Here is a 23,457-nt window from a genome sequence, read left to right on the forward strand (position 1 = left end):
ACACCACGGCGTGGGAGGATCTCGGATGGCGAATCGACTGGGGCACAAGCAGACGGCGGCGATGTTCGCGCTCATGGGCCTGGCCAGGGAGGTGTCCAACCCGGAGCTGGAGGCCGCCGTCGGCTTCACGCTCGACGGCAAGGAGCGTAAGCAGCTCAACGACTTGCAACTCGTCGAGAGCGTGAAGCGGGGGCGCCCCTTCTTCCACCGGCTGACCGACAACGGCCGGGCCTGGTGCGAGGACGAGCTGGCGGCCGGGACACCGCCGCCCCCGGCCCCGCGCAGCACCATGGTGGCGTCGCTCTACATCTTCCTCGGCGGGCTCGAACGCTACCTGCGTCGGGAGAACCTGGCCCTGGGTGACGTCTTCCCCGCCGAGGTCGAGCTGACCGAGGAGGAGGTCGAGAGCCGCATCCGGACCGCCTACCGGAAGCTGGCCAGGTCCCCGGGGGACTGGGTGGGGTTGGCCGACGTCCGGCCGCTGCTCGGCGAGGCGCCCGCCGCGTTCGTCGACACGGTGCTCAAGCGGCTCAGCCGCGCGCGGCGGGTGCAGTTGGCGCCGGACTCCGACCGCAAGGCGCTGACCGCCGCCGACCACGAGGCGGCCATCCGCATCGGTGGCCTGGACAACCACCTGCTGCTGGTCGAGGCGTCGTGATGGAGCCGCTGGCGGCCCTGGCGGGGCTGCGCTTCGACTGGGCCGACACCCCCGACCACGTGTGGCGCGACTCCCCGTACCACGTCGACGGCCTGCACGCGGACGTGGCGGGGGCGATCGACGTCGGCATCCGCGACGCCGAGGCCAGCTTCGGGCCGAGCCCGATCGGGCTGGTGCTGCAGGGGTTGAAGGGGATCGGCAAGACGCACCTGCTCGGCCGCGTGCGGTCGCAGACCCACCGCGCGGGCGGCTACTTCTTCCTCGACGACCTGACCGCCGGGGACGCGTTCTGGGAGAACACGGCCGAGTCCTTGCGCCGGGGCCTCTACCGGCCGGACCAGACCGGCGACCCGCAGGTCACCAGCTTCCTGCGGCGGCTGTGCGCGCGGGCCGGGGTGCCGCTGTCCGCCACCGCCGCGATCGTGGACGGTCGCGGTGTCACCACCCGGGTCCTGGACGCGTTCGTCGACGGCTTGCGGTCGGTGGACCGGCAGCTCGCCGTCGAGTGCGCCGACACCGCGCGGGCACTGGTGCTCTACGCCTGCACGGAACCCACCAAGAGCAACATCGGCGACTACTACCTGGGCGGGTTCGAGGAGGAGAAGGCGGGTGAGCGGCGGAAGTGGGGCATCGCCGCCAAACCCAAGTCCGCCCTGGACCTGGTGCGCGACATCACCCGCCTGCTGGCGCTCACCGGCCCCATCGTGATCGCCGTCGACCAGCTCGACACCCTGGTGGCGCGGACCGACTCCCGCCACCCGGGCGGCGGGGACGGGGCCATGCTGGTGGCGCAGATCGCCGACGGGCTGATGCGGCTGCGCGAGGTGACCCGCAAGACCATGACGGTGCTCGCCTGCCTGCCCAACACCTGGACGCTGATCAAGAACCAGGCGGCCGACACCGTCCCGGACCGCTTCCGCGAGTCGCTGACGCTGGGCCGGGTCACCGACGCCGCGCTCGGCCGGGCGCTGGTCGAGCAGCGGTTGGGCATGGGCTTCAAGGCGCTGGGCCACCAGCCGCCGCACCCCACCTGGCCGGTGTCCCCGGTGGCGTTCGAGGGGGAGTGGGATGAGGTCACCCCGCGCGAGCTGCTCAAGCGGATCGGCGCCCACATCGACGCCTGCCTGCGCGCCGGTGAGGTGTGGGAGCTGACCACGTTCGACGAGCACGCACCCCGCCCGCCCGAGGTCGCGCGGCCCACCCGGAAGCCGAGCCGGTTCGCGGAGCTGGACGTCCGGTTCGAGCGGCTGCGGTCGTCCAAGCAGGCGGCGGTGTCGGTCACCAAGGACAACGAGGACACGGTCGTGCCCGAACTGCTGTCCGCCGCGTTGCGGGCGTGGATCACCGAGGTGGGCGACGACAACATGGAGTGGGTGTGCGAGGCCCGCAACGGCGAACTGCACGCCTGGCTCACCCGCACCATCGACGAGGCTTCCGACCTGGAGGAGCACTGGGCGTTCCGGGTCATCTCCGCATCGCACCCCGTCGCTGTGCTCAAGCGTTTTCGGGTGGCTCGGTCCGCAATGGGATTGCGTCAGGGTGCGGAGAACCGGCACCTCATCCTGCTCCGCAATGATGACTGGTCGCCCGGAACCAAGACACAGGCCGAGATCAAGGAGTTCGATGCTGCGGGAGGCTTGCGGCTGGAACTACCCGCCGAGGACGTCCGGACGTTCTGGGCGCTCAAGGAGATGTTCGCCAAGGGCGGCAAGGAGTTGCACGAGTGGCTGGTGCACCGCAGGCCCGCCGGGCAGTCGATGCTGTTGTCGGCGGTGCTCCCGGAGAAGCCGTCGGGGCAGCGCGCCGATGGCACCCACCCGCCGCCGACGAGCGGGAAGACCGCTGTGACAGCGGAAGTCACCGGGGACGGGGAAATCACCCTGGGCGTCGAAATCGACTCCGGTGAGCCGGTGCGGGTCGCGCTTTCCGCACTGCGCAAGCACACCGCCGTCTTCGCCGGGTCCGGGTCGGGCAAGACGGTCCTGCTCCGGCGGGTCGTGGAGGAGTGCGCCCTGCTGGGCGTGTCCGCGATCGTCCTGGACCCGAACAACGATCTGGCCCGGCTCGGCGATCCCTGGCCGCAGGCGCCCGACGCCTGGGGCCAGGGGGACGTGGAGGCGGCGCGGCGCTACCTCGCCGAGACCGACGTGGTGGTCTGGACGCCGGGGCGGGCGTCCGGGCGGCCACTGGCGTTCCGGCCGCTGCCCGACTTCGCCGGGGTGCTCGACGACGAGGACGAGTTCCGGGCGGCCGTGGAGGTGGCGGTGGCCACCCTGGCCCCGCAGGTCGGGCTGACCGGCGGCACAACCAGGGTCAGCATCGGGTCGGCGGTGCTGCGGGAGGCGGTCGTGCACCACGCTCGCACCGGGTCGCGGAGCCTGCCCGGGTTGATCGACGTTCTCGCCGACCTGCCCGAGGGGGCGAGCGCCCTCAACGACGCCCGCAGGATCGCCGCCGGGCTGGCCGAGGCGCTCAAGGCCGCGATGGTGAACGACCCGCTGTTCGCCGGTGGGAGCGAGCCCATCGACCCGGGGGAACTGCTGGCGCCCGCGCCGGGCAGGCGGGCCAGGGTGTCGGTGATCAGCTTCGTCGGCCTGCCGTCGGAGGCGCAGCGGCAGAACTTCGTCAACCAGTTGCAGATGGAGCTGTTCTCCTGGATCAAGCGCAACCCGGCGGGCGACCGGCCGCTGGGCGGGTTGTTCGTGATGGACGAGGCCCAGGTGCTCGCCGCGTCCGGCGCGCTCACCGCCAGCACCCGCAGCACGATCGTGCTCGCCTCCCAGGCCCGCAAGTTCGGCCTCGGGCTGCTGTTCGCCACCCAGGCGCCCAAGGGCCTGCACAACCAGGTCGTCGGCAACACCATGACGCAGTTCTTCGGCAGGCTCAACAGCCCGGCCCAGATCGCCGCCGCGAACGACATGGCCAGGGCCAAGGGAAGCCCGGTCGCCGACATCTCCCGGCTGGAGCGGGCGCAGTTCTACGTGTCCGGGGAGGCCTTCGGGTTCCGCCGGGTCACCACGCCGCTGTGCCTCTCCCACCACCCCGCCAGCCCGCTCACCCCGGACGAGGTGCTCGACCGCGCCCGCGCCTGACGCGCAGCGGGGAACCGCCCCCGGCGGCGGCCGGGCTGGGGCATCCTGTGCCCCGGAGGTTCGATGCGCATCCTGGTGGTGGAGGACGACGACGGTGTCGCGGCGGCGGTGGTCGACGCCCTGGTGGCCCGCGGGCACGGGGTGGTGCGCGCGGCCAGGGCGGCGGAGGTGCCCGGACTCCGCCCCGGCGCGGAACTGGTCCTGCTCGACCTGACCCTCCCCGACGGTGACGGCCTGGAGGTGCTGCGGGACCTGCGCCGCGCCTCCGACGTCCCGGTCCTGGTGCTGACCGCGCGCTCGGCGGAACGGGACGTGGTGCGCGGCCTGCGCTCGGGCGCGGACGACTACCTGGTCAAACCGGTCCGCCTGGCCGAACTGCTGGCCAGGATCGACGCGGTGACCCGCCGCGCCGCCGCCCGGGGCGGTGCCCCGGAGGTGGTCGAGGTGGAGGACCTGCGGGTCGACCTGGCGGCCCGGAGGGTCACCGTCGCCGGTGCCGAGCTGACGCTGACCGGCAAGGAGTACGACATCCTCGCCGCCCTGGCCCGGCAGGCGGGGGTGGCGGTGAGCAGGCAGCAGGTGCTGGACGAGGTGTGGGGGGACGCGACCGTGGCGGTGTCGCGGGCACTGGACGTCCACCTGGCCTCCCTGCGCACCAAGCTCGCCCGGCCCGGGCTGCTGTCCACCGTCCGGGGCTTCGGCTACCGGCTCGGCCGCTGACCCACCGCAGCCCCGACCCACCGCAACTCCACGACCGCCACCCCACCAGCCGCAGACCCACCTGTCGGCCACCCCGAATCCCACAGGCGCAGCGGCCGACCACCCACCACTCCGCCGGCCCGGCCACCAGCCGCAGACCCGGCAACCACGAACCCCACCGGCGCAGCGGTCGGCCACCCCACCAGCCGCAGGCCGCCTGTCGGCCATCTCGAACCCCACAGGCACAGCCGCTGACCACCCACCACGCCGCTGGCCCGGCCACCAGCCGCAGGCCCGGTAACCGGCCACCCCGACCCCACCGGCGCAGCCGCCAGCCACCTCGAAAACCGGCGGTCCGGCTACGCAAATGCCCGGGTGGGTGGATGTGTTTGGCCGGGGGTGGCGATCATGTGCAAGCCTGCTTGGGCTGTGGGGCATCTCTTCAGCCCCACTCGGTCACACTGGGCGCATGATCGCCGTAGGGGCCCCGGCCAAGCACATCCACCCAGCCGGGCGCCCACGACAAAGTCCCGGGCTCGAAGCACAGACACAGGCCACCCGGGAACAGCCGCAGCGAGAGTCCTAAGAAACTGTGAAGATCGGCCTGGCGCCCCCGCGCCCCCACCTACGGTCGTCGGCACGGCAACTCCGGCGCAACGAGGAGCAGGAGCCATGGACACGTCCCCGCACCCAGCCCCACCCACCCCACCGACCGGGCGGGCCCGGTTCCGCGGCCTCGGCCCGGGGCTGCTCGCCGCGGCCACCGGCGTCGGCGCCGGGGACCTCATCGCCACCATGGTTGCCGGTGCCGAGTACGGCACGCTGCTGCTGTGGGCCGCTGTCCTGGGCACCGGGCTCAAGCTGGCCCTCGGCGAGGGCGTGGGCCGCTGGCACCTCGCCTCCGGGTCCACCCTGCTCGACGGCTGGCGCAGGTTGGGCCGCTGGGCCACCGGGTTCTTCGCCGCCTACATCGTGATCTGGGGGTTCGTCTACGGCGCCACCGCCATGTCCGCGGTCGGGTTGCCGCTGAACGCGCTGTTCGGCGGTCTGCCGGTGCGCGGTTGGGCGATGATCGCGGGCGTGGTGGGGCTGGTGCTGGTGTGGTTGCAGCGCTACCACGTGTTCGAGAAGTTCATGACCGTGCTGGTGCTGTTCAAGTTCGTGTCCGTGGTGTCCATCGCGGTGCTGGTCGCCCCGGACCTGGGGAACCTGGCGAACGGGCTGGTGCCGCGGCTGCCAGAGGGCTCGACGGTGTACGTGCTGGGGCTCATCGGCGGGGTCGGCGGCACCATCACCATGGCCGCCTACGGGTACTGGATGTTCGCCAAGGGCTGGCGCGGCACCGGCTGGCTGTCGATGATGCGGTTGGACAACGCGGTCGGCTACGTCATGACCGGCATCTTCGTGGTGGCCATGCTGATCGTCGGTTCGACCGTCCTGTTCGGGCAGAACCTGACGCAGTCCGACAGCGGGCTGCTGGTGCTGGGCACGGCGCTGGGGGAGCGCTACGGCGACTGGGCGCGGCTGCTGTTCCTCATCGGGTTCCTGGCGGTGACCTCGTCGTCGCTGCTGGGGGTGTGGAACGGCGTGAGCCTGCTGTTCGCCGACCTGACGCGCACGATCCGGCTGCCGCACGGGCGCAAGGCCGACGTCGGCGCCACCGCCGTGGTCGCCGGTGAGGAGGCCGTCGTGGAGGTGGAGCCGGAGCGGGCCGCCGGGTACCGGGCGTCGGCGGTCGAGCGGTCGCTGCCCTTCCGCGGCTACCTGCTGTGGCTGACGTTCCCGCCGATGGCGCTGCTGTTCTTGAACAAGCCGTTCGGGTTGACCCTCGTCTACGGCCTGCTCGGGTCGGTGTTCATGCCGTTCCTGGCCATCACCCTGATGCTGCTGCTCAACTCCAAGCGGATCGACCGCGACGGCCGCTCCGGCTGGTTGTCGAACCTGATGCTCGGCGCGTCGTCGGCGCTGTTCCTGGCGCTGCTGGTGTCGGACCTGGTGGAGCGCTTCGGCTGAGCCGGGCCTGCCATGCTGGTGCCCGAACCGGTCCGGACAGGGGAGCCTGGTGTGCCCGACGTGGCTGACGGCTGATGCGGCGGCGACTGCTGCTGGTGCTGCTGGCGTTCTCGGTGCTCGCGGTGGCCGGGTTCGCGGTGCCGCTGCTGGACAGCACCGCGGCGAACCGGACCGGCGAGTTCACCCGCTCCCGGACCGCGGACCTGGCCCGCTTCGCCACCCTCGCCCAGCAGGCCGTCGTCGAGGGGTCGACGGACGTGCTGCGCGCGGCGGAGGCGGCGGACCGGCTCCGCGCGGAGGTGTTCGCGCACACCGCGGTGTTCGGTGACGGCGTGGTGGTCGTCGACGCCCGCAGGCAGGTGGTCGTGGAGGCGGGGATGGGCGCGACCGAGCCGGGGGTGGTGGCCGCGGTGGACGCCGCGCTGCGCAACCAGCCCCGGCCCGCGCCGGACGACCTGCGCCCGTGGTCCGGCGGCGACCTGCTGTTCGGCCAGGCCGTCGGCACCGGCAACCGGGTGTCCGGCGCGGTGGTGCTGCGTTCGGCGGTGGGTCCGGCGGTCGCGGACATCACCGCGCGGTGGGCGGTGGTCCTCGGGGCCGCGCTGGCGGCGGCGGCCGCGTGCGCGCTGCTGGCGGTGCGGCTGGCGCGCTGGGTGCTGCGGCCGGTGGCGCAGCTCGCCGACGGGGTGCGCGCGGTCGCCGCGGGCCGGGAGCGCGCGCACGTCGACGTCGTGGCGGGCCCGCCGGAGCTGCGCGGGCTGGCGGAGGGGTTCAACCGGATGTCCGACGCGCTGGCCGAGTCCGCCGCCCGGCAGCGCGCCTTGGTCGCCGACACCTCCCACCAGTTGCGCAACCCGATGACCGCGCTGCGGTTGCGCCTGGACGCGCTCACCGACACCGACCCGGGTGGCGCGCACGCGTCGGTGGTGGCCGAGGTGGACCGGCTCCAGGCCCTGCTCGACGGCCTGCTCGCACTGGCCTCGGCGGACAGCGCCGCCACCGACCTCGCCGCGGCGGCCACCGACGCGCACTGCGACGCCGCCCTGGTGTTCGCCGACCGCGTGGAGGCCTGGCACGCCGCGGCGGCCGACGCGGGGGTCACCCTCGCCGGTCCCGCCGAACCGGTCGGGGCGCTCCCGGTCCGCTGCGCGGAGTCCGAACTGGCGCAGGTGCTCGACGTGCTGCTGGACAACGGGATTAAGTACGCGGGCGCGGGTGCGGCGGTCCGATGGACGGGCTCGCTGGACGCCGACCGGGTCCGGCTGCGGGTCGCCGACGACGGTCCCGGGGTGGCCGAGGCCGACCTGCCCAGGCTCACCGACCGCTTCTGGCGCTCGGGTTCCGGCTCCGGGTCCGGCCTGGGCCTGGCCATCGCCGAACGCCTGGTGACCGCCCGCGGCGGCCACCTGGGCGTCCACTCGGGACACCCCGGTCTCGTGGTGCTGCTCGACCTCCCGGCGGTGACCGGGTGAACCGGCGTTCCGCCCTGCGACTGGGTCTGGCCGCCCTGGGACTGGGCGCGGTCGGCGCGGGCGCGGCCGGGCTCACCGGTCGCGCGGCGGGCGAGCACCGCGGCCCGGCCCGGTCGCTCGTGATCGCCGCTGGCGAACCCGGCGGCTTCTACGTGGAGTTCGCCTCGCTGCTGGCCGCCCGGCTCGACGCCGACCTCGGCGCGTCCGTGTGGCCGACCGACGGCTCCCGGAGCAACCTCGAGCTCGTCCACGACCGCCGCGCCGACCTGGGCCTGGTCCTCGCCGACAGCGCGGCCACGGCGGCCGGGGGAGGGCCGCCGTTCCCCGCGCCCCTGCCGCTGCGCGCGATCGGCCGGGTGTACGAGAACTACATGCAGCTCGTGGTGGCCGAGGAGGACCCGGCCCTGGCGGTGGCGGACCTGGCCGGTCGGCGGATCTCCCTGGGCGCCCCCGGTTCCGGCGCGGCCCTGTTCGGCGACCGGTTGCTCGCCGCGAGCGGCGTCACCGCCGTGGTCGACCACCGCTCGCTGACCGAGGCCGCCGCCGACCTCGCCGCGGGCAGGCTGGACGCCCTGCTGTGGTCCGGTGGCGTGCCCACCCCGGCCCTGGTCGCCCTCGCCGCCGCCCGCCCGATCCGGCTGCTCGACCTGACCGGCGCGCTGGCAGCGCTGCGGTCGGCGCACGGGCCGGTGTACCAGCGGGTGGTGGTGCCGCCGGGCACCTACGGCCACCACGCCGCCGTGGCCACCATCGGCGTCGCCAACTTCCTGCTCACCTCCCCGGCCCTGCCCGACGACGTGGCCGCAGCGGTCGCCCGGGTCCTGGTGCGCGCCGCCCCGGACCTCATCCCGCCGTCGGCGGCGGGCACGCAGTACCTCGACCTGCGCTCGCTCATCACCACCGCCCCCGTCCCCCTGCACCCGGGCGCGGCGGCGGCCTACCGCGACCTGCACGGCTGACCGGGTCGGGACGGCGACCGCCCGGCTCCGCGATCGACCCGGACCCGGGCGCTGGACCGCCGCGCGCGCTCCACCTGGTCCCGAGGTGATCGGTGGGCCACACTCGACGGCGTGTTCGACGGGTTCGCGCTGGAGCGCATCGATGTCGGCGGGGTCGTGCTGCGCGTGCGCCACGGCGGCCACGGGCCGCCCGTGGTGCTGCTGCACGGCCACCCGCGCACCCACACGACCTGGCACCGCGTGGCCCCGCTGCTCGCCGAGCGGTACACCGTGGTCTGCCCCGACCTGCGCGGCTACGGCGAGTCCGACAAGCCGCCGACCACCGCCGACCACGCGCCGTACGGCAAGCGCGCCATGGCGGGCGACGTGCGGGCGCTGATGACGGCGCTGGGGCACGAGCGGTTCGCGGTCGTCGGCCACGACCGGGGGTCGTACGTGGCGTTCCGGCTCGCCATGGACCACCCGGCGGCCGTCACGGCCCTGGCCGTCCTCGACAGCGTCCCCATCGGGGAGGCCCTGGCCCGCTGCGACGCGGAGTTCGCCCGCGACTGGTACCACTGGTTCTTCTTCGCCCAGCCCGACATCCCGGAGCGGGCGATCCTCGCCGACCCCGACCGCTGGTACGGCGTCGGCGACCGGGCCACCCCGGAGGCCATGGGCGCGGAGAACTTCGCGGACTTCCGCCGCGCGGTCCACGACCCCGCCACGGTCCGGGCGATGCTGGAGGACTACCGCGCGGGCCTGGGCGTCGACCGCGCCGCCGACGACGCCGACCGGGCGGCAGGCCGCGTCGTCGCCTGCCCGGTGCTGGTCGCCTGGTCGACCCGCGACGACATGGTCGACCTGTACGGGGACGTGGTGGGGGTGTGGCGGCCGTGGGCGCCGGACGTGCGCGGGGCGGCCGTGGAGTCCGGGCACCACGTGGCGGAGGAGGCGCCGGAGCAGCTGGCCCGCGTCCTGCTGGGCTTCCTGGGCCCGGGCCACTCAGACGGGTGACCTGCGCCGGGCATCGTGCCTGGTCAGCGTGCATCAGCCAGCCGTGCCACAAAATCTATGCTGGCTGGAGTAGACATTGCTGGCGGTCCGGTGTAGTGTTCTTCTCGTAGCCAGAGAGACAAGGTCTGACCGGCACGGGAGATGACGGAACTGCCCGTGAAGTGAGACAAGCAGTGCAGAAGTGGGAACACCGGAAGTCGCAATATCAGCAGTTGCAGTGCGAAAGTGCAGTTGAACACCGCAAGACGCAGTACCGATAGTGATAGCGCAGTATCGCAGTGATGCAGTACCGAAGTAGCAGTACCAGAGCAGTTGCAGTAGTGTAAGTGGCAGTTTGCAGTACCAGCAAGTGATAGTGCAGTGGCAGTACCAGCAAGTGATGTCCAGGTAATGTGAAAGAAAGGAAAGGTAGCATCATTGGATCGCCCGCGACGGTTGTCCCACGCCGAGCGGGTACCGCAGTCCCATCAGATTGGCAGGTGGTTCTCGGTTATCAACAAGCGATCCCCGGAAATGCCGTCCTCTGGACGGGCACGGGTACTTCAGTCCGGTCGCAAGACCGGTTGTCAATGGTGAAACCTGATTCCTTACGGGCCCCGGCGCACAGCGCCGGGGCCCTTTACCCGTGCGGAGGCTCGATGATCCCAGACCAGCGAGACTCGGCCGCCCCCGGCGCGGCCGACAGATTCGACGACGAGCACTACCCCGCCTACACCATGGGCCGGGCGGCGGAGATGATCGGGGCGTCCCCCGGTTTCCTGCGCAGCCTGGGCGAGGCGGGCCTGATCGAACCGCAGCGGTCCACCGGCGGCCACCGGCGGTTCTCCCGGCACCAGCTACGGGTGGCGGCCCGCGTCCGGGAACTCGTCGACCAGGGCACCGGCCTCGACGCCGCCTGCCGCATCATCGCACTGGAAGACCAGTTGCACGAAGCCCAGCGCCTCAACGAAAGCCTGCGCGAACAGCGCCCCGAGTCCCCCTGAAAGCCGAAGGTGGCGGTATTCACGAAGTCGTGGATTCCGCCACCTGACATCGGACCGCCGGAACATGTGATCCTGCCGATTCCGCGCAAGCCTGGTCTGCGCGGGGTGGCGGTGCCAAAATACCCGGCGTGCTCAGGAAACGCCCCTCGCCCCGGGAGATCGCCCGCGATCAGTTGTGCGCCCTCTACGAGGAGATCGGATACGACTCACCGGTCGAGCAGCGCTTGGGCCTGGGTCTGCTCGCGGCCCTCCTCGACCTCACCGACCGGTTGGAAATCATCGGAGCACCGGTCGACGACACCTCCCGCTGACCGCCGCCACCGAATTCGCCGCGCCGCGCGGGCGTTCCTCAGGATTGAGCTCGCGTGCTGCCACCACGCCGTGCTGCGGCGGCCTCCCGGCGTAGCCGCGCGGTCTGCTCGGTGATCGAGTCCAACCGGCTGGCCAGTTCCGGGTGGTCCCCGAGGTGCGTGCGGGCATCGCTGAGCGGGGCCAGCAGCCGCTCCGGGTCGTTGTCCCCCAAGGCCGTGCCGAGGCGGTCGGCGTATTCCCTGGCGGTGCCGCCCAGGTCGTCGAGGCCGTGGATGTGCGCGGCCAGCGCGCGCAGCACCCCGGCGTTGTCCTGCGCCCACCGCGACACCGCCCGGTCGCCCGCCCGCTGGTCCCGGCGGGCGTGGACCCGTTCCTCACCGGTGGTCTCCTCGCCCCCGGTCGGCTGCAACCGCAGGTAGCGCCGCTCGGCGGCCTGCCTGCTGGTCACGCCCAGCGCGGGCGCCAGGTCCGCCCAGCTCGTCCCCGCCGCCCGCGCGGCCCCGATCAGCTCGGGCTCCCACCCGGCCATCCGCTCGCGCAGGTTCCGCAGCGCGGTCAACGCCCCCAGCAGCGACTCGGCGTCGGCCGTGCCCGCCCTGGCGTCGTCGAGGTCGCGCAGCAGCGCCCGGAGCACCGCGTCCGCACCCTGTGCCATGTTGGTCGTCCTCTCGATGACTCGCCAGTTGTCGTCAAGATGACGACAGTGTAAGCGGTGCGCCGCGGCTCGCCAACCCCGCGCGGCACCACCACGGCCGGGTGACCCCCGGGCGGTCTCGATCACGCCGTTTGGCGTATCGGACCACGGGTACCCGGATGGCACGGGACGCCGGGTCGCAAGGCAGGCGCCCCGAGGACGTTCCCACCGCCAGCCCACGATTTTCCGCGCCCGCACCGACCGCAATCCCGGGTGGTGCCGCCGCCCGCCCGGGGAGCACGAGCCCCGACGGTCACGGGGCCACCCGCATCCCGAACCGAACACCGATGTTGGAGTGCAACTGTGCCCCCGAAGCGCCAGCGTGACCAAGCGGCTCCCAAGCCCACCAGCCCCACCGGGAAGACCGAACTCCTCGGCACGATCGGCGAGGACAGCCGCGCCCAGGCGGGGGAGTTCCTCACCACCGCGCAGGGCGTGCGGCTCCCGGACACCGACCACTCGCTGAAGGCCGGGCGCCGCGGACCCACCCTGCTGGAGGACTTCCACCTGCGGGAGAAGATCACCCACTTCGACCACGAGCGCATCCCCGAGCGGGTCGTGCACGCCCGCGGCGCCGCCGCGCACGGCACGTTCGTCGCCAACGGGCGGGCCGCGTCGGTCACCAAGGCCCCGTTCCTGGCGGAGAAGGGCCGCGAGACCCCGGTCTTCACCCGGTTCTCCACGGTCCTGGGGTCGCGCGGGTCGGCCGACACGGTGCGCGACACGCGCGGGTTCGCGGTCAAGTTCTACACCGCCGAGGGCAACGTCGACCTGGTCGGCAACAACATCCCGGTGTTCTTCATCCAGGACGGCATCAAGTTCCCCGACATCATCCACGCCGGGAAGCCGCACCCGGACCGGGAGATCCCGCAGGCGCAGTCCGCGCACGACACCTTCTGGGACTTCGTCACCCTGCACACCGAGGCCACCCACCACGTGCTGTGGGCCATGTCCGACCGCGCCATCCCGCGCTCGTACCGGACCATGGAGGGCTTCGGCGTCCACACCTTCCGCCTGGTCAACGCCGACGGCGAGACCGCGCTGGTGAAGTTCCACTGGAAGCCGGTCGCCGGGGTGCACTCGCTGGTGTGGGAGGAGGCGCAGATCGCCGCGGGCGCCGACCCGGACTTCCACCGCCGCGACATGGCCGACGGCATCGAGGCCGGGGCGCCGCTGGAGTACGACCTGGGCATCCAGGTCATGCCCGACACCGAGGACGAGACCTTCGAGGGCATCGACCTGCTCGACCCGACCAAGATCGTCCCGGAGGAGCTGGCGCCGGTCCAGATCATCGGGCGGCTGACCCTCGACCGCAACCCCACCAACTACTTCGCCGAGACCGAGCAGGTCGCCTTCCACACCGGCAACCTCGTCCCGGGCATCGACGTCACGAACGACCCGCTGATGCAGGCGCGGCTGTTCTCCTACCTGGACACGCAGCTCACCCGCCTCGGCGGCCCGAACTTCACCCAGCTTCCGGTCAACCGCCCGCACGCCCCGGTCAACGACATGCTGCGCGACGGCATGCACCAGACCGCGATCCACCAGGGCCAGGCCCCCTACCTGCCCAACAGCGTGGACGAGGGCCTGCCCCGGGTGGCGACGGAGGCGGAGGGCGCCTACGTGCACCGCCCCCGCCACATCGAGGGCGAGGCGGTCCGCGCCAACCCGGTGTCGTTCGACGACCACTTCTCCCAGGCCACCCTGTTCTACCGCAGCCTGTCGAAGGTCGAGCAGGTGCACGTCATCGAGGCGTTCACCTTCGAATTGGGCAAGTGCTACGAGCAGGCGATCAAGGAACGCGCTCTCTCCGTGCTGGCCAACGTCGACGAGGACCTGTGCGTCGCGGTCGCCGCGGGCCTCGGCCTGCCCGCCCCGAAGGGCAAGCCCGCCGCCGAGGTCGTGCCCTCCCCGGCCCTGTCGCAGATCCCGCCCGGCCCGGGCCCGATCACCGGCCGGGTCATCGGCATCTTCGCCGGACCGGGTGCCGACCTGGGCGGGGTGGAGAAGCTGGCGAGCGCCATCGAGTCCGCGGGTGCCATCGCCAGGGTGATCGCCCCCACCGGCGGCGTCATCGCCAAGGGCAAGACCACCCGGATCGTCGAGCGCACCCTGCTCACCACCCGCTCGATCGAGTTCGACGCGGTGGTGGTCGCCGCGGGCCTGGGAGCCTTCCGCGACATCAAGCTCACCATCCTGCTGCAGGAGGCCTTCCGCCACTGCAAGACCATCGCCGCGTGGGGCGACGGCGAGCAGGTGCTGACCGCGGCGGGCATCGACACCACCGCGCCCGGCATCGTGCTCGGGGACAAGCCGGTGAAGACGTTCACCGCGGACCTGATCAAGTCGGTGGGCCTGCACCGCGTGTGGGAGCGCGCCGAACTGGTGATGTCCTCCTGAGACCACCGGTGCTCGCCCGGACCCCCAGGTCCGGGCGAGCACCGGTGCGCCTCACCTCCCACCCGCGACGGCGGGCTCGTCGCCCGTCCACATGCCCCTCATCGCGCTCAGCGCGGCGATCGCCGCCATCCCCACGAGACCGGGGCGTCGAGGACCGCAGACAGCGGCAGGAACACCGATCAGACCCGCCACGACCCGCTCGGAAACCCGCCTGCTCAGCGCGCCGCTGACGACGTCGGCCACCAACCGTTGAGCCGGGCGCTGATCCCAACCAGGACGGGGCCGCCGCCGGTCACGATGACCTCGGAGTGCGCGCCGGTTCCGCCACCCCGCCTCCGTCGGCGTCCAAGGCGTCCGGGACGTCGTCGAGTCCGGTTCGGTGGGGGAAACGCTCGAACTGGTCGCCGCGAGAGCGGGGTGCGCGCTGTTCTCCGAGAGCACGGACCAGCACCACGCCAGGGCGGGCGTCCTGATCGTCCCGCTGGCCGGGGACCTCCGCTGCACCGCGGCCCTGGCCTGACGCAAGTCCACAATGGACCTCTCGGTCGCCCGCATCGTCGCCGAGGACCACTCCCTGGGCCTGCCCCTGGGGTGACGGGCCAGGGCTGCCCCGCGCAGGCGGTCGCCGCCGAACGCGACGACGGTCCGCCCGCGCGGGTCGGTCACGACGTCAGTCGCTGACCGAACTCCGGTTCTGGTAGGCCAACTCCAGGTACTCCGGGTGCCGCCGCATCCACCCGGCGATGAACGGGCACGTCGCCAACACCGCCGCCCCGCGCCCCCTGGCGTCGTCGAGCGCGGCCCGCGCCAACGCGCTGCCTACCCCCCGCCCCTCGAAAGCGGTGTCGACCTCGGTGTGCGGGAACACGACCAGCCCCTCGCCGCGGATGTACTCCGCGAACCCGGCCACCTGCCCGTCCACCACGGCCTCGAACCGCTTCGACTCCACCACGTCCCGAACCTCTACATCAGCCACCCCGCGAAGATACCCCGCCCCGGACACCCGGGACGCCGATCCCCGCCGGATCACGCGCCCCACGGGCCGTCCCGACTGTGCTGGAAGCGAACCCGCACGGCTGTCGCACCGGCGTCCGGAGCGCGACCCGGTCGGGTTCGGCAGCGGATCGGGTAACCCGGGCGCCCCGCGGAGGTGCTGCCCGAGGTCAGTGGCCGGTTGGCCGGTGCGGCGATCGCCGGGCACAACGTCCGCTTCGACCTCGGCTTCCTCCGGGCGGAGAAGGCCGAACTGGCCGCCACCGCCGAACTGCTCGACGCCCGGCCGGGGAACTGACCACCGTCCTGGAGGCCGCCGAGGCCGCCCGCCTGGTCCGCCTGTCCGCGGGCTCGAAGCCCCTGCCGTCGAACTGGCACCTCGGCGACCCGCTGCGGGTCGGCGACAAGGTCGTCTTCACAGGTTGCGACGACCGCTGGCGCCTGCGGTTGGAACAGCGCGCGGAGGAACTCGGCGTCCGGGTCATGGGCACCGTGTCCCGCCGGACCGCCCTGCTGGTGACCGATGGCCGGTCCTCCGGCGGGAAGGCCGAGAGCGCCGAACGACTCGGCACCCGGCGCGTGCACCCCGACGACTTCGCGGTGCTGCTGGACCACCTCCAGCCCGCATCCCGGCCGCTCCACCCGGTCGGGCAGCCGCGCCCCGACCCCGCGCCGCCCCCGGCGCGCACGACCACCCACCCGCCGCGATCCGCGCTTGGCGCAGGTCAACGGCTGGGAGGTCGGCAACCAGCGGTGGTGGACCACCGCGCCGACGACCGCCGCCCCCGCGACCGGGATCCAGCGGAACCCCACCGAGGACAGCAGCGCGCCCCCCACCGCGGTGCCGACCGAGGTGCCCAGGTACATGGCGAAGCTGTTCCAGGCCGGCACCGACCCGCTCTCGGCGGGGACGGCGGCCACCAGCCGGGACTGGTGGGTGGGCGGGCAGGGGTACGCGGTCGCGGCGAACAGGCCGAGGGACGCCAGCAGCAGCCGCTGGCTGATGATCTCCGGCGGCGGCCTGACCAAGCGCCTGACCCGCCTGGAGGAGCGCGACCTGGTCACCCGCAGGCTCGCTCCCGGCGACCGCCGCTCACTCCTGGTGGCACTCACGGCCCAGGGCCGATCCCTGGCTGAGTCCGCCGTCCGGGCCCACTCCGCCGCGACCGCCGACCTCGTCGACCGGATCGGCCCCCGGTCCCGGGAGCGCCTCTCCACCCTCCTGCGCGACCTGCTCCTCAGTCTCGACCCCGACCCCGCGACCACCCCGGCGACGAGCACCGGATAGCGCCACGACCGCCCGCGTGCTGCGCGACCGGACCGCCGAACGAGCCGCCGGGCGCTGTGCCGGTTCTCGCCGGACTGGCGCTCGTCGAGGTGTGGGTGTCCGCGGTGGTCCTCAGCCGATCCGGCGCTGCCCGCGACCGCTGCGCCGGGCAGGGCGGGGTTTCCCGGGGTCTCCGGCCGTCAGCTCGGCCAGCAGGCCCAGCGCCGCCGCGGACGGGGATGCCGGGGTCGCGTTGAACACGACCAGCCGCTGGCCGTCGTCGTCCGGCAGGGTCAGCAGCTCGTCGGACAGGGTCAGGTCGCCGACGACCGGGTGGTGGTACCCGCGGTCGTGGGAGGTGCAGCGCCGGATGGGGTGCTCGGACCACAGTGCGCGGAACTCGGTGCTCTCCACCAGGAGTTCGCCCACGAGTTCGGTGAGGTTGCCGTCGTCGGGGTGTCCGCCCAGTGCCAGTCGGACGTCCGCCACGGTGTCCCTGGCCTTCCCCAGCCAGTCGGCGAACAGCTCGCGCATGCGCGGGTCGAGGAAGAAGAGCTTCGTCCAATTGGGACGGTTGTCGACGCGTTCGGGTGCTTCCAGGGGGAGGTGCCCGGCGAGGAGGGCGTGGGCGAGGCGGTTCCAGGTCAGCACGTCGCCGGACCGGCCGAGCACGAGCGCGGGGAGGTGGCCGAGGGAGTCGACCAGCAGCCGCACGCCGTCGCGCACGTGCTCGGGCCCGGCTCGGGTGGGCGACTTCCGCCTGGGGCGGGTCAGGCTGCGCAGGTGGGCGCGCTCGTCCGGGGCCAGCCGCAGCGCGCCCGCGAGCGAGTCCAGGACCGAGTCGGACACGGCGGCGCCGTGCCCCTGCTCCAACCTGGTGTAGTAGCCGACGCTGATCCCCGCCAACCGGGCCAGTTCCTCGCGCCGCAGGCCGGGGACCCGCCTGTGCCCGTACCCGGGGAGGCCGAGGTCCTCGGGCTTGGTCCGCGCCCTCCTCGACCGCAGGAATTCACCGAGTTCCGATCGCGGGTCCACGCCTCGATCATGCCTTCGCCCGCTGGTTCCCGCCTGCCCCTGCCAGGTGTACCCACGGCGGAACCACTCCTGACCGGGTCTGGTCGGCGCCTTCGCCGCACTGCGAAAGTGGTGCTCATCGGGCGGGCGGTTCGCTCGTCGAGGGAGGGGTGCAGGTGCGAGTGGTGGTGATCGGTGCTTCGGGCACGATCGGTGCGGCGGTGGTCGAGGCGTTGGGAGCCCGGCACGAGGTGGTGCGCGCGTCCCGGGGGAGCGACGTCCCGGTGGACATCGGGGATCCCGCGTCCCTCGACCGGATGTTCGACGTCGTCGGCGAGGTGGACGCGGTGGTGTGCGCGGCGGCGCACGCGCGCTTGGCGGCGCTCGGGGAGATGACCGCGGAACACCTCGGGGAAGCGCTGCGGGGCAAGCTGATCGGTCAGGCGGTGCTGGTGGCGCGGTCCACCGCGCACCTGCGGGACGGCGGTTCCGTCACGCTGACCGCGGGCGACTTCGGTCGGCCGACCCCGGGCAGTGCGGTCGGCGTGCTGGTGAACGAGGGGTTGCGGGGTTTCGTCCGCGCCGCCGCGGCGGACTTGCCGAGGGGGCTCCGCGTCAACGTGGTCAGTCCGGGCTGGGTGCGGGAGACCCAGGTCGCGCTGGGGATGACCGATACGTCCGGTGTGCCTGCGCGCGTCGTGGCCCGGTCCTACGTCGAGTGCGTGGAAGGCGGGTTCACCGGACGGAACCTCTTCCCGGCGTAGAACCGCGTGCGGGAGGCGGTGCCGACGCCCGCGCGACAGTCCACTTGGATCGGTCCGCCGCTTCTCGGCGAGCGGGTGCGGTCCCGGCTGCGCCAGAATGGACCCGGCCCCCCGGACGGGGGCGCCGAGGCCCCAGGGAGACAGCAGAATGCGACAGGACGTCCAGATCGACACCCCCGACGGCACCGCCGAGGCCACCCTCCACCTGCCCGAGGGCGACGGTCCCTGGCCCGGCGTGGTCATGTTCCCGGACGCCGGTGGCCCCCGGGAGACGTTCCGCGACATGGCCGACCGCCTCGCCGAGACCGGGTTCGCGGTGCTGCTGCCGGACGTGTACCACCGGGCGGGCCACTGGGAGCCGTTCGACATGGCCACCGCCTTCAGCGACCCGGGCGAGCGCGCCCGCCTCTTCGGCCTCATGGGCGAGCTGACCAACGAGCGGATCATCGCCGACGCGGGCGCCTACGCCGACTTCCTGCTGGCCCGGCCGGATGTGGTCGGCCCGGGCGTGGGCACCACCGGCTATTGCATGGGTGGCCGGATGTCGCTGCTGGCCGCCACCGCCCTGGGTGAGAAGGTCGCCGCCGCGGCCTCCTTCCACGGGGGTCGCCTCGCCGTCGAGGACGACCCGGACAGCCCCCACCTGGCCGCGGACGGCATCAAGGCCACCGTCTACGTCGCCGGTGCCGCCGACGACAGCTCCTTCACCGCCGACCAGGCCCAGCTCCTCGACCACGCCCTGACCATGGCCGACGTCGCGCACACCGTCGAGTTCTACCCCGCCCACCACGGTTTTGCCGTCCCCGACAACTCCACCCACGACGTCGACGCCGAGAACCGCCACTGGGAAGCCCTCGCCGCGCTCTACTCGACCCTGCCCCGCGGCTGACTCAGATCGGGCAGCGGAGTTCGAAGCTGACGACGGTCGCGTCCGGGGCGGGCAGCGGGCAGAGGAACCGGGAGTAGCGGGTGTCCTCGTCCACGTAGCGCTTGAGCCAGGGGACGATGAACCGGGTGGCCGCGGCGGTGTAGCGGATGGGGGTGAGGTGGTCGCCCCTGAGCTTGACGTAGCCCTCGTCGGGCTTGTCGCGCAGGGAGTCGTACATCGGGTCGGCGTGGCGGGTGGCGGGGGCGATGGTGTCGTTGTCCGTGCCGAGGATCAGGGTGGGGACGGTGACGGTGCTGAAGTCCGGGGAGGTGTTCCACGGCGTCAGGGGGATGGCGGCTTTCAGCGCCGGGTTCCTGCTCGCGGCGATGAGGCTGCCGCCACCGCCCATGGAGTGGCCCATGACCGCGAGGCGGTTCGGGTCGACCCGGTCCTTGACCGGGGACCGCCCGGCCAGCCAGTCCAGGCCCGCCAGGAGCTGGGTGGCGCGGGCGTCGGGCTGGTCGAACAGGAAGTTGGTCTCCAGGGTCAGCACGACGAAGCCGTGCGAGGCCAGCGTGGAGCCGTACCAGGCCACGCTGAACTCCGGGCCGAAGAAGCCGGGGCTGACGACCACCGCGCCGTAGGTGCCGTGCGAGGTGTCGGTGGGGTAGTGGACGGTGCCCCGGTTGAACGCCCGGCCACCCTCCGGTGGAACCGTCCGCTGCGCGGTGGCGAACGGACCCCGCTGCGCCTGGATCGACTGCTCGGTCGGGTCCGGGCCCTTGGCGAACGCGTTCGCGCTCGCCACGGCCGCCGCTGGCGCGGCCTGCCCGGCGAACGCCTGGGGGCCGAGGAAGGCCGACGCGCCCACGGCCAGCGCTGCGGTCAGCACCGCCGACCTCTTCACGATCTGACGACGCACTGGGGCTCCCGACGGCATCCGGTGTGGCTGTGGGGTGAACCGTAGGCACTGCCGGGGCGCTGAGGAAGGTGTGCGCCGGTTCCTCGCCGGAGGTGAGTGGGTGGTTGTCCGCGGGTGCGGGTTTTCGCCGCACGAGCACCGGTCGGCACTTTCCCGCCCGAAAATCACCAACCCGCCCGGGGTGGCAGCTCGCGCTGACTAGGGTGCGAGCCGTGACGAGCCAGTTCAGCTCCCTGCTCCGGCAACTGCGGTCGCAGGCGGGATTGACGCAGGAGGAACTCGCCCAGCGCTCCGGCTTGTCGGTGCGGACCGTGCGCAGGCTGGAGACCGGTGAGCGCGCGAACCCGCAGGTGGCCACGGTGCGGCTGCTCGCCGACGCGCTCCACCTCGACCCGGGCAGGCGGGCCGGGCTGCTCGCCGTCGCCGACGGCCAGGAGCCGGTGCTCGACAGCGCCACTCCGGCGGAGCCCCCCGGGCCCCGCCCGGAGCCTCCCGAGGTGCCCGAGCCCCGCCCGGAGTCGCCCGCGGTGCCCGGGCCTCGTCCGGAGCCCCCGGGGGTGCCCGAACCCCGCTCGGAGCCCCCCGCGGTCACCGGTGCCCCGCCGGAGTCGGCGTTCGAGCGCAGGCTGGCGGAAGCGGCCGACGACCTCGCGCACGCGGTCGGCGCGCGCCTGGGGCGGGAGGAGGAACTGCGGCGCATCCACGACCCGTTCCCGCTGCCGGTCCGCTGGCAGGCCGCGCCCGAGAGCGTGATGGACCACTGGGAGAACATCCGCCGGGCCTCGCCCGGCGCCTCGGCCGGGCCGCTGGACCTGGCCGGGCGCCTGCCGCAGATCACCGAGGTCTACCGGCGCGTCCCGTCCGGGCGGCTGGTGGTGCTGGGCCGGGCGGGGTCGGGCAAGTCGGTGCTGGCCGCGCGGTTCGTCCTCGACGTGCTGCGCACCCGCGAGCGCGGGGAGGCCGTGCCGGTGGTGTTCGGCCTCGGGTCCTGGAACCCGACCACCACCGGCTTCCGCGACTGGCTCGCCGGTCAGCTGCTGCGCGACCACCCGGGGCTGGCGGCGGCCGGTCGTGACGAGGCCGACCTGGCGACCACGCTGGTCGAGGCCGGGCGCGTCCTGCCGGTGCTCGACGGGTTCGACGAACTCGCCGCGGGCCTGCACCGGGCCGCGCTCGACGCGCTCAACGCCACGACGCTGCCGCTGCTGGTGACCAGCCGCCCCGGTGAGTACGCGGCCGTGGCCGGGGCCGACGCGCTGACCGCCGCCGCGGCGGTCCGGCTGACCGACCTCACCGTGACCGACCTGATCGACTACCTGCCGCGGACCACCCGCCGCGACGGCGACGCCACCGCGTGGGACCCGGTCCTGGCCGAGCTGCGCGACCACCCGGAGCGCCCGGCCAGCGCGAACCTGCGCACCGTCCTGACCACCCCGCTGATGGTGGGCCTGGCCCGCGCCACCCACAGCGCCCCGACCGGACCCGACCCGTCGGTGCTGCTGGACACCGAGCGGTTCGGCAGCCAGCACGCGCTGGAGGACCACCTGCTCGGCAGCTTCATCCCCACGGTCTACCGCGACCCGGACACCCGGTGGGACCCCGAGCGGGTGCGCCGCTGGCTCGGCCACCTCGCCCGGCACCTCGACCGGCTCGGCACCCACGACCTCGCCTGGTGGGAACTGGGCGGCAGCATCCGCCGCGGCAGGCGCATGGTGATCCTCGGCGCGCTGTCCGGCCTGGTCGTCGGGCTGGTCAGCGGTCTGCTGTTCTGGCTGGTGGGCCCGCCCTCGACCGGGCAGGAGCCGGTGAACCCGCTGCTGATCGCGGTGGAGAACTGGGTCGGCTTCGGGCTGGCCTTCGCGCTCGGCCACGGCGTCGGGCTGGCGATCGAGGGCGGCCCGTTCGCGCCCGCGCGCATCCGGCTGCGCACCCGGGGCGGGGTCCGGCGGCTGCGGGCCCGGTTCGCGCCCAGGCTCCTGGCCGGGCTGGCGGGTGGCGTCGGCGCCGGGCTGATCCTGGGGCTGGGGAACGCGGCCGGGCACAACCCGCTGGGCATCGTCGGGTCCGGGTTCCCCGGCGGCCTCGCGACCGGCCTCGGCATGGGGGCGCTGACCGGCCTCGGCTGGGGCCTGCTGGCCGGGCTGGAGGCGCCGATGGACATCAGGTCCGCGGTGGGCCCCGCCGACCTGCTGCGCACCAACCGCAGGATGGTGGTCACCGGGTTCCTCGGGTGGGGGCTCGTCCTCGGGCTCGCGCACGTGCTCATGGTCGCCTTCGCGGTCGGGCACCTCGACCCGGCCACCCTGCCGTTCGACCTCATGATCGGTCCGCTGATCGGGCTCGCGATCAGCACGTGCGTCACCGCGTGGGGGCAGTGGCTGGTGTTCGCCAGGGTGTGGCTGCCGCTGACCGGGCGGCTGCCGTGGTCGGTGGCGGCCTTCCTCGACGACGCGTGCAGGCGCGGGGTGCTGCGCCAGGTCGGTGCGGTCCACCAGTTCCGCCACGCCCGCCTCCAGGCCCACCTGGGCAACACCTGACCTGCGGTTTCCGCCTGCGGACATAGATGGCCGGTTGATGTCCTGGTGGGCTCAGCCGGGGTCGCGGCACTGTTGCGCCCGTGTTCGAAACTGTCGAGGACCTGGCGGGGGCGGTCACCTCGGTGCTGAGCCCGAGCGGACCGCTCGGGACGTTGGCCCGGGCCCTGACCGACGCGCTGGACAGCGTGTGGGCGGAGTTCTTCGGGACCCCGGTCCCCCCGGGCGGCACCAACTGGAACGCCTACAGCCACGAGCAACTGCACCGGATGCTCTGGGAGGACGCCGACGTCGGTGACGTGGGGGCGGTGGCCGCCGAGTGGGGGCGCCACGGCAGCGCGCTGAGCGGGTTCGCCGACGCGCTGCGCCGCGAGGCGGACGCGCTGCGCGCCAACTGGCAGGGCCCGGCCGCCGGGCAGGCCGCCGACCGGCTCGCCGAGCTGTCGGACCGGGTGTGGAACGCGGGCGCCAGGGCGAGCACGGTCCAGAAGGCGGCCGACGACGCGGGCGCCGCGCTGGCCACCGCGCGCAACACCATGCCCCCGCCGCCGCCCGACCCGATGACCCTGATGGCCAGCGCGGTCGGCGCAGGCCCGCTGAACCCGCTGCACGCGGTGCTGATCGGCGGTGCCCGGATCTTCACCGCCGACGCCGTGGCCGGGGTCGCCAAGACCCAGGCGGTGGGGGTCATGCGCGACTACGAGGCGAGCCTGCGCCACAGCGGCAGCCAGGTCGTGCCCGCGGGCTCCGGCGCCACCACGCCCAGGTCGTACGAGGTGAGCGGGGTGGCGGGGACGGGCGCGGACGAGCCGGTGGG

22 protein-coding genes are annotated in these 23,457 nt (G+C 73.5%); 17 read left to right on the forward strand and 5 right to left on the reverse strand.

Annotation, left to right across the window (positions count from 1 at the left end; all coding sequences use genetic code 11):
• Positions 1-25 precede the first annotated feature (25 nt).
• The 9 genes from L6E12_RS00685 (at position 26) to L6E12_RS00725 (ending at position 11,183) form a co-directional block, all read left to right on the forward strand.
• Positions 26-658: a hypothetical protein gene (locus L6E12_RS00685; protein ID WP_236225885.1), complete on the forward strand. Its 633-nt coding sequence runs from the start codon at positions 26-28 to the stop codon at positions 656-658.
• Positions 658-3,750: an ATP-binding protein gene (locus L6E12_RS00690; RefSeq protein ID WP_236225886.1), complete on the forward strand. Its 3,093-nt coding sequence runs from the start codon at positions 658-660 to the stop codon at positions 3,748-3,750. Before L6E12_RS00685 ends, L6E12_RS00690 begins: the two co-directional genes overlap by 1 nt.
• A gap of 63 nt (positions 3,751-3,813) precedes the next feature.
• Entirely contained in the window at positions 3,814-4,470 is a 657-nt protein-coding gene (locus L6E12_RS00695) for a response regulator transcription factor (RefSeq protein WP_236225887.1), read from the forward strand.
• Between the two features lie 651 nt (positions 4,471-5,121).
• Positions 5,122-6,462 carry an Nramp family divalent metal transporter gene (locus tag L6E12_RS00700; RefSeq protein WP_236225888.1) on the forward strand — a complete coding sequence of 447 codons (1,341 nt, stop codon included), beginning with the start codon at positions 5,122-5,124 and terminating at the stop codon, positions 6,460-6,462.
• Between the two features lie 74 nt (positions 6,463-6,536).
• Entirely contained in the window at positions 6,537-7,934 is a 1,398-nt protein-coding gene (locus tag L6E12_RS00705) for a HAMP domain-containing sensor histidine kinase (RefSeq protein WP_236225889.1), read from the forward strand.
• Positions 7,931-8,893, forward strand: a complete 963-nt coding sequence (locus tag L6E12_RS00710; RefSeq protein ID WP_236225890.1) for a TAXI family TRAP transporter solute-binding subunit — start codon at positions 7,931-7,933, stop codon at positions 8,891-8,893. Before L6E12_RS00705 ends, L6E12_RS00710 begins: the two co-directional genes overlap by 4 nt.
• A gap of 111 nt (positions 8,894-9,004) precedes the next feature.
• Positions 9,005-9,889 carry an alpha/beta fold hydrolase gene (locus tag L6E12_RS00715; protein ID WP_236225891.1) on the forward strand — a complete coding sequence of 295 codons (885 nt, stop codon included), beginning with the start codon at positions 9,005-9,007 and terminating at the stop codon, positions 9,887-9,889.
• 638 nt (positions 9,890-10,527) lie between these two features.
• Positions 10,528-10,872, forward strand: coding sequence for a MerR family transcriptional regulator (locus tag L6E12_RS00720; RefSeq protein ID WP_236225892.1), 345 nt, complete (start codon positions 10,528-10,530; stop codon positions 10,870-10,872).
• A gap of 128 nt (positions 10,873-11,000) precedes the next feature.
• Positions 11,001-11,183: a hypothetical protein gene (locus L6E12_RS00725; protein ID WP_236225893.1), complete on the forward strand. Its 183-nt coding sequence runs from the start codon at positions 11,001-11,003 to the stop codon at positions 11,181-11,183.
• A gap of 38 nt (positions 11,184-11,221) precedes the next feature.
• On the opposite strand, the gene L6E12_RS00730 is transcribed toward L6E12_RS00725, so the two are convergent.
• Positions 11,222-11,839 (reverse strand): HSP18 transcriptional regulator, encoded by a 618-nt coding sequence (locus tag L6E12_RS00730; protein ID WP_236225894.1) that lies wholly within the window; start codon positions 11,837-11,839, stop codon positions 11,222-11,224.
• 342 nt (positions 11,840-12,181) lie between these two features.
• On the opposite strand from L6E12_RS00730, the gene L6E12_RS00735 reads away from it, so the two are divergent.
• On the forward strand, positions 12,182-14,278 hold the full coding sequence (locus L6E12_RS00735; RefSeq protein WP_308073911.1) for a catalase: 2,097 nt from the start codon (positions 12,182-12,184) through the stop codon (positions 14,276-14,278).
• A 51-nt stretch (positions 14,279-14,329) separates the two neighbouring features.
• On the opposite strand, the gene L6E12_RS00740 is transcribed toward L6E12_RS00735, so the two are convergent.
• Positions 14,330-14,521: a hypothetical protein gene (locus tag L6E12_RS00740; RefSeq protein ID WP_236225895.1), complete on the reverse strand. Its 192-nt coding sequence runs from the start codon at positions 14,519-14,521 to the stop codon at positions 14,330-14,332.
• Between the two features lie 136 nt (positions 14,522-14,657).
• Here L6E12_RS00740 and L6E12_RS00745 point away from each other — a divergent pair, with 136 nt between their 5' ends.
• A complete protein-coding gene (locus L6E12_RS00745; RefSeq protein ID WP_236225896.1) occupies positions 14,658-14,798 on the forward strand; it encodes a hypothetical protein in 141 nt (46 codons plus the stop codon).
• A gap of 150 nt (positions 14,799-14,948) precedes the next feature.
• Here the strand turns inward: L6E12_RS00745 and L6E12_RS00750 are convergent, their stop codons facing one another.
• A complete protein-coding gene (locus L6E12_RS00750; RefSeq protein WP_236225897.1) occupies positions 14,949-15,254 on the reverse strand; it encodes a GNAT family N-acetyltransferase in 306 nt (101 codons plus the stop codon).
• Positions 15,255-15,428: 174 nt separating this feature from the next.
• Between L6E12_RS00750 and L6E12_RS00755 the strand changes: the two genes are divergently transcribed.
• The gene (locus L6E12_RS00755; protein ID WP_236225898.1) at positions 15,429-15,569 is read left to right on the forward strand and encodes a hypothetical protein; all 141 of its coding nucleotides are present in this window, start codon (positions 15,429-15,431) and stop codon (positions 15,567-15,569) included.
• Positions 15,570-15,986: 417 nt separating this feature from the next.
• Entirely contained in the window at positions 15,987-16,559 is a 573-nt protein-coding gene (locus L6E12_RS00760) for a MarR family winged helix-turn-helix transcriptional regulator (RefSeq protein ID WP_236225899.1), read from the forward strand.
• Between the two features lie 111 nt (positions 16,560-16,670).
• On the opposite strand, the gene L6E12_RS00765 is transcribed toward L6E12_RS00760, so the two are convergent.
• Positions 16,671-17,573, reverse strand: coding sequence for a helix-turn-helix transcriptional regulator (locus L6E12_RS00765; RefSeq protein ID WP_236225900.1), 903 nt, complete (start codon positions 17,571-17,573; stop codon positions 16,671-16,673).
• A 155-nt stretch (positions 17,574-17,728) separates the two neighbouring features.
• Between L6E12_RS00765 and L6E12_RS00770 the strand changes: the two genes are divergently transcribed.
• Positions 17,729-18,316 carry a short chain dehydrogenase gene (locus tag L6E12_RS00770; protein ID WP_236225901.1) on the forward strand — a complete coding sequence of 196 codons (588 nt, stop codon included), beginning with the start codon at positions 17,729-17,731 and terminating at the stop codon, positions 18,314-18,316.
• Positions 18,317-18,464: 148 nt separating this feature from the next.
• Positions 18,465-19,205 carry a dienelactone hydrolase family protein gene (locus tag L6E12_RS00775; RefSeq protein ID WP_236225902.1) on the forward strand — a complete coding sequence of 247 codons (741 nt, stop codon included), beginning with the start codon at positions 18,465-18,467 and terminating at the stop codon, positions 19,203-19,205.
• A 1-nt stretch (position 19,206) separates the two neighbouring features.
• On the opposite strand, the gene L6E12_RS00780 is transcribed toward L6E12_RS00775, so the two are convergent.
• The gene (locus L6E12_RS00780) at positions 19,207-20,106 is read right to left on the reverse strand and encodes a dienelactone hydrolase family protein (protein WP_236225903.1); all 900 of its coding nucleotides are present in this window, start codon (positions 20,104-20,106) and stop codon (positions 19,207-19,209) included.
• 212 nt (positions 20,107-20,318) lie between these two features.
• Here L6E12_RS00780 and L6E12_RS00785 point away from each other — a divergent pair, with 212 nt between their 5' ends.
• Both L6E12_RS00785 and L6E12_RS00790 read left to right on the forward strand, forming a co-directional pair.
• Positions 20,319-22,643 (forward strand): helix-turn-helix domain-containing protein, encoded by a 2,325-nt coding sequence (locus tag L6E12_RS00785; protein WP_236225904.1) that lies wholly within the window; start codon positions 20,319-20,321, stop codon positions 22,641-22,643.
• A gap of 80 nt (positions 22,644-22,723) precedes the next feature.
• On the forward strand, positions 22,724-23,457 hold a 734-nt coding region (locus tag L6E12_RS00790), incomplete at its 3' end, for a WXG100 family type VII secretion target (protein WP_374201817.1).

This window comes from Actinokineospora sp. PR83 (assembly GCF_021056305.1).
Classification (GTDB): domain Bacteria; phylum Actinomycetota; class Actinomycetes; order Mycobacteriales; family Pseudonocardiaceae; genus Actinokineospora; species Actinokineospora spheciospongiae.

Excerpts from the sequence above, each read along its gene's own strand:
- L6E12_RS00685 (WP_236225885.1), top strand. The coding sequence starts at position 26 with ATGGCGAATCGACTGGGGCACAAGCAGACGGCGGCGATGTTCGCGCTC.
- L6E12_RS00690 (WP_236225886.1), top strand. The coding sequence starts at position 658 with ATGGAGCCGCTGGCGGCCCTGGCGGGGCTGCGCTTCGACTGGGCCGAC.
- L6E12_RS00695 (WP_236225887.1), top strand. The coding sequence starts at position 3,814 with ATGCGCATCCTGGTGGTGGAGGACGACGACGGTGTCGCGGCGGCGGTG.
- L6E12_RS00700 (WP_236225888.1), top strand. The coding sequence starts at position 5,122 with ATGGACACGTCCCCGCACCCAGCCCCACCCACCCCACCGACCGGGCGG.
- L6E12_RS00705 (WP_236225889.1), top strand. The coding sequence starts at position 6,537 with ATGCGGCGGCGACTGCTGCTGGTGCTGCTGGCGTTCTCGGTGCTCGCG.
- L6E12_RS00720 (WP_236225892.1), top strand. The coding sequence starts at position 10,528 with ATGATCCCAGACCAGCGAGACTCGGCCGCCCCCGGCGCGGCCGACAGA.
- L6E12_RS00730 (WP_236225894.1), bottom strand. The coding sequence starts at position 11,839 with ATGGCACAGGGTGCGGACGCGGTGCTCCGGGCGCTGCTGCGCGACCTC.
- L6E12_RS00775 (WP_236225902.1), top strand. The coding sequence starts at position 18,465 with ATGCGACAGGACGTCCAGATCGACACCCCCGACGGCACCGCCGAGGCC.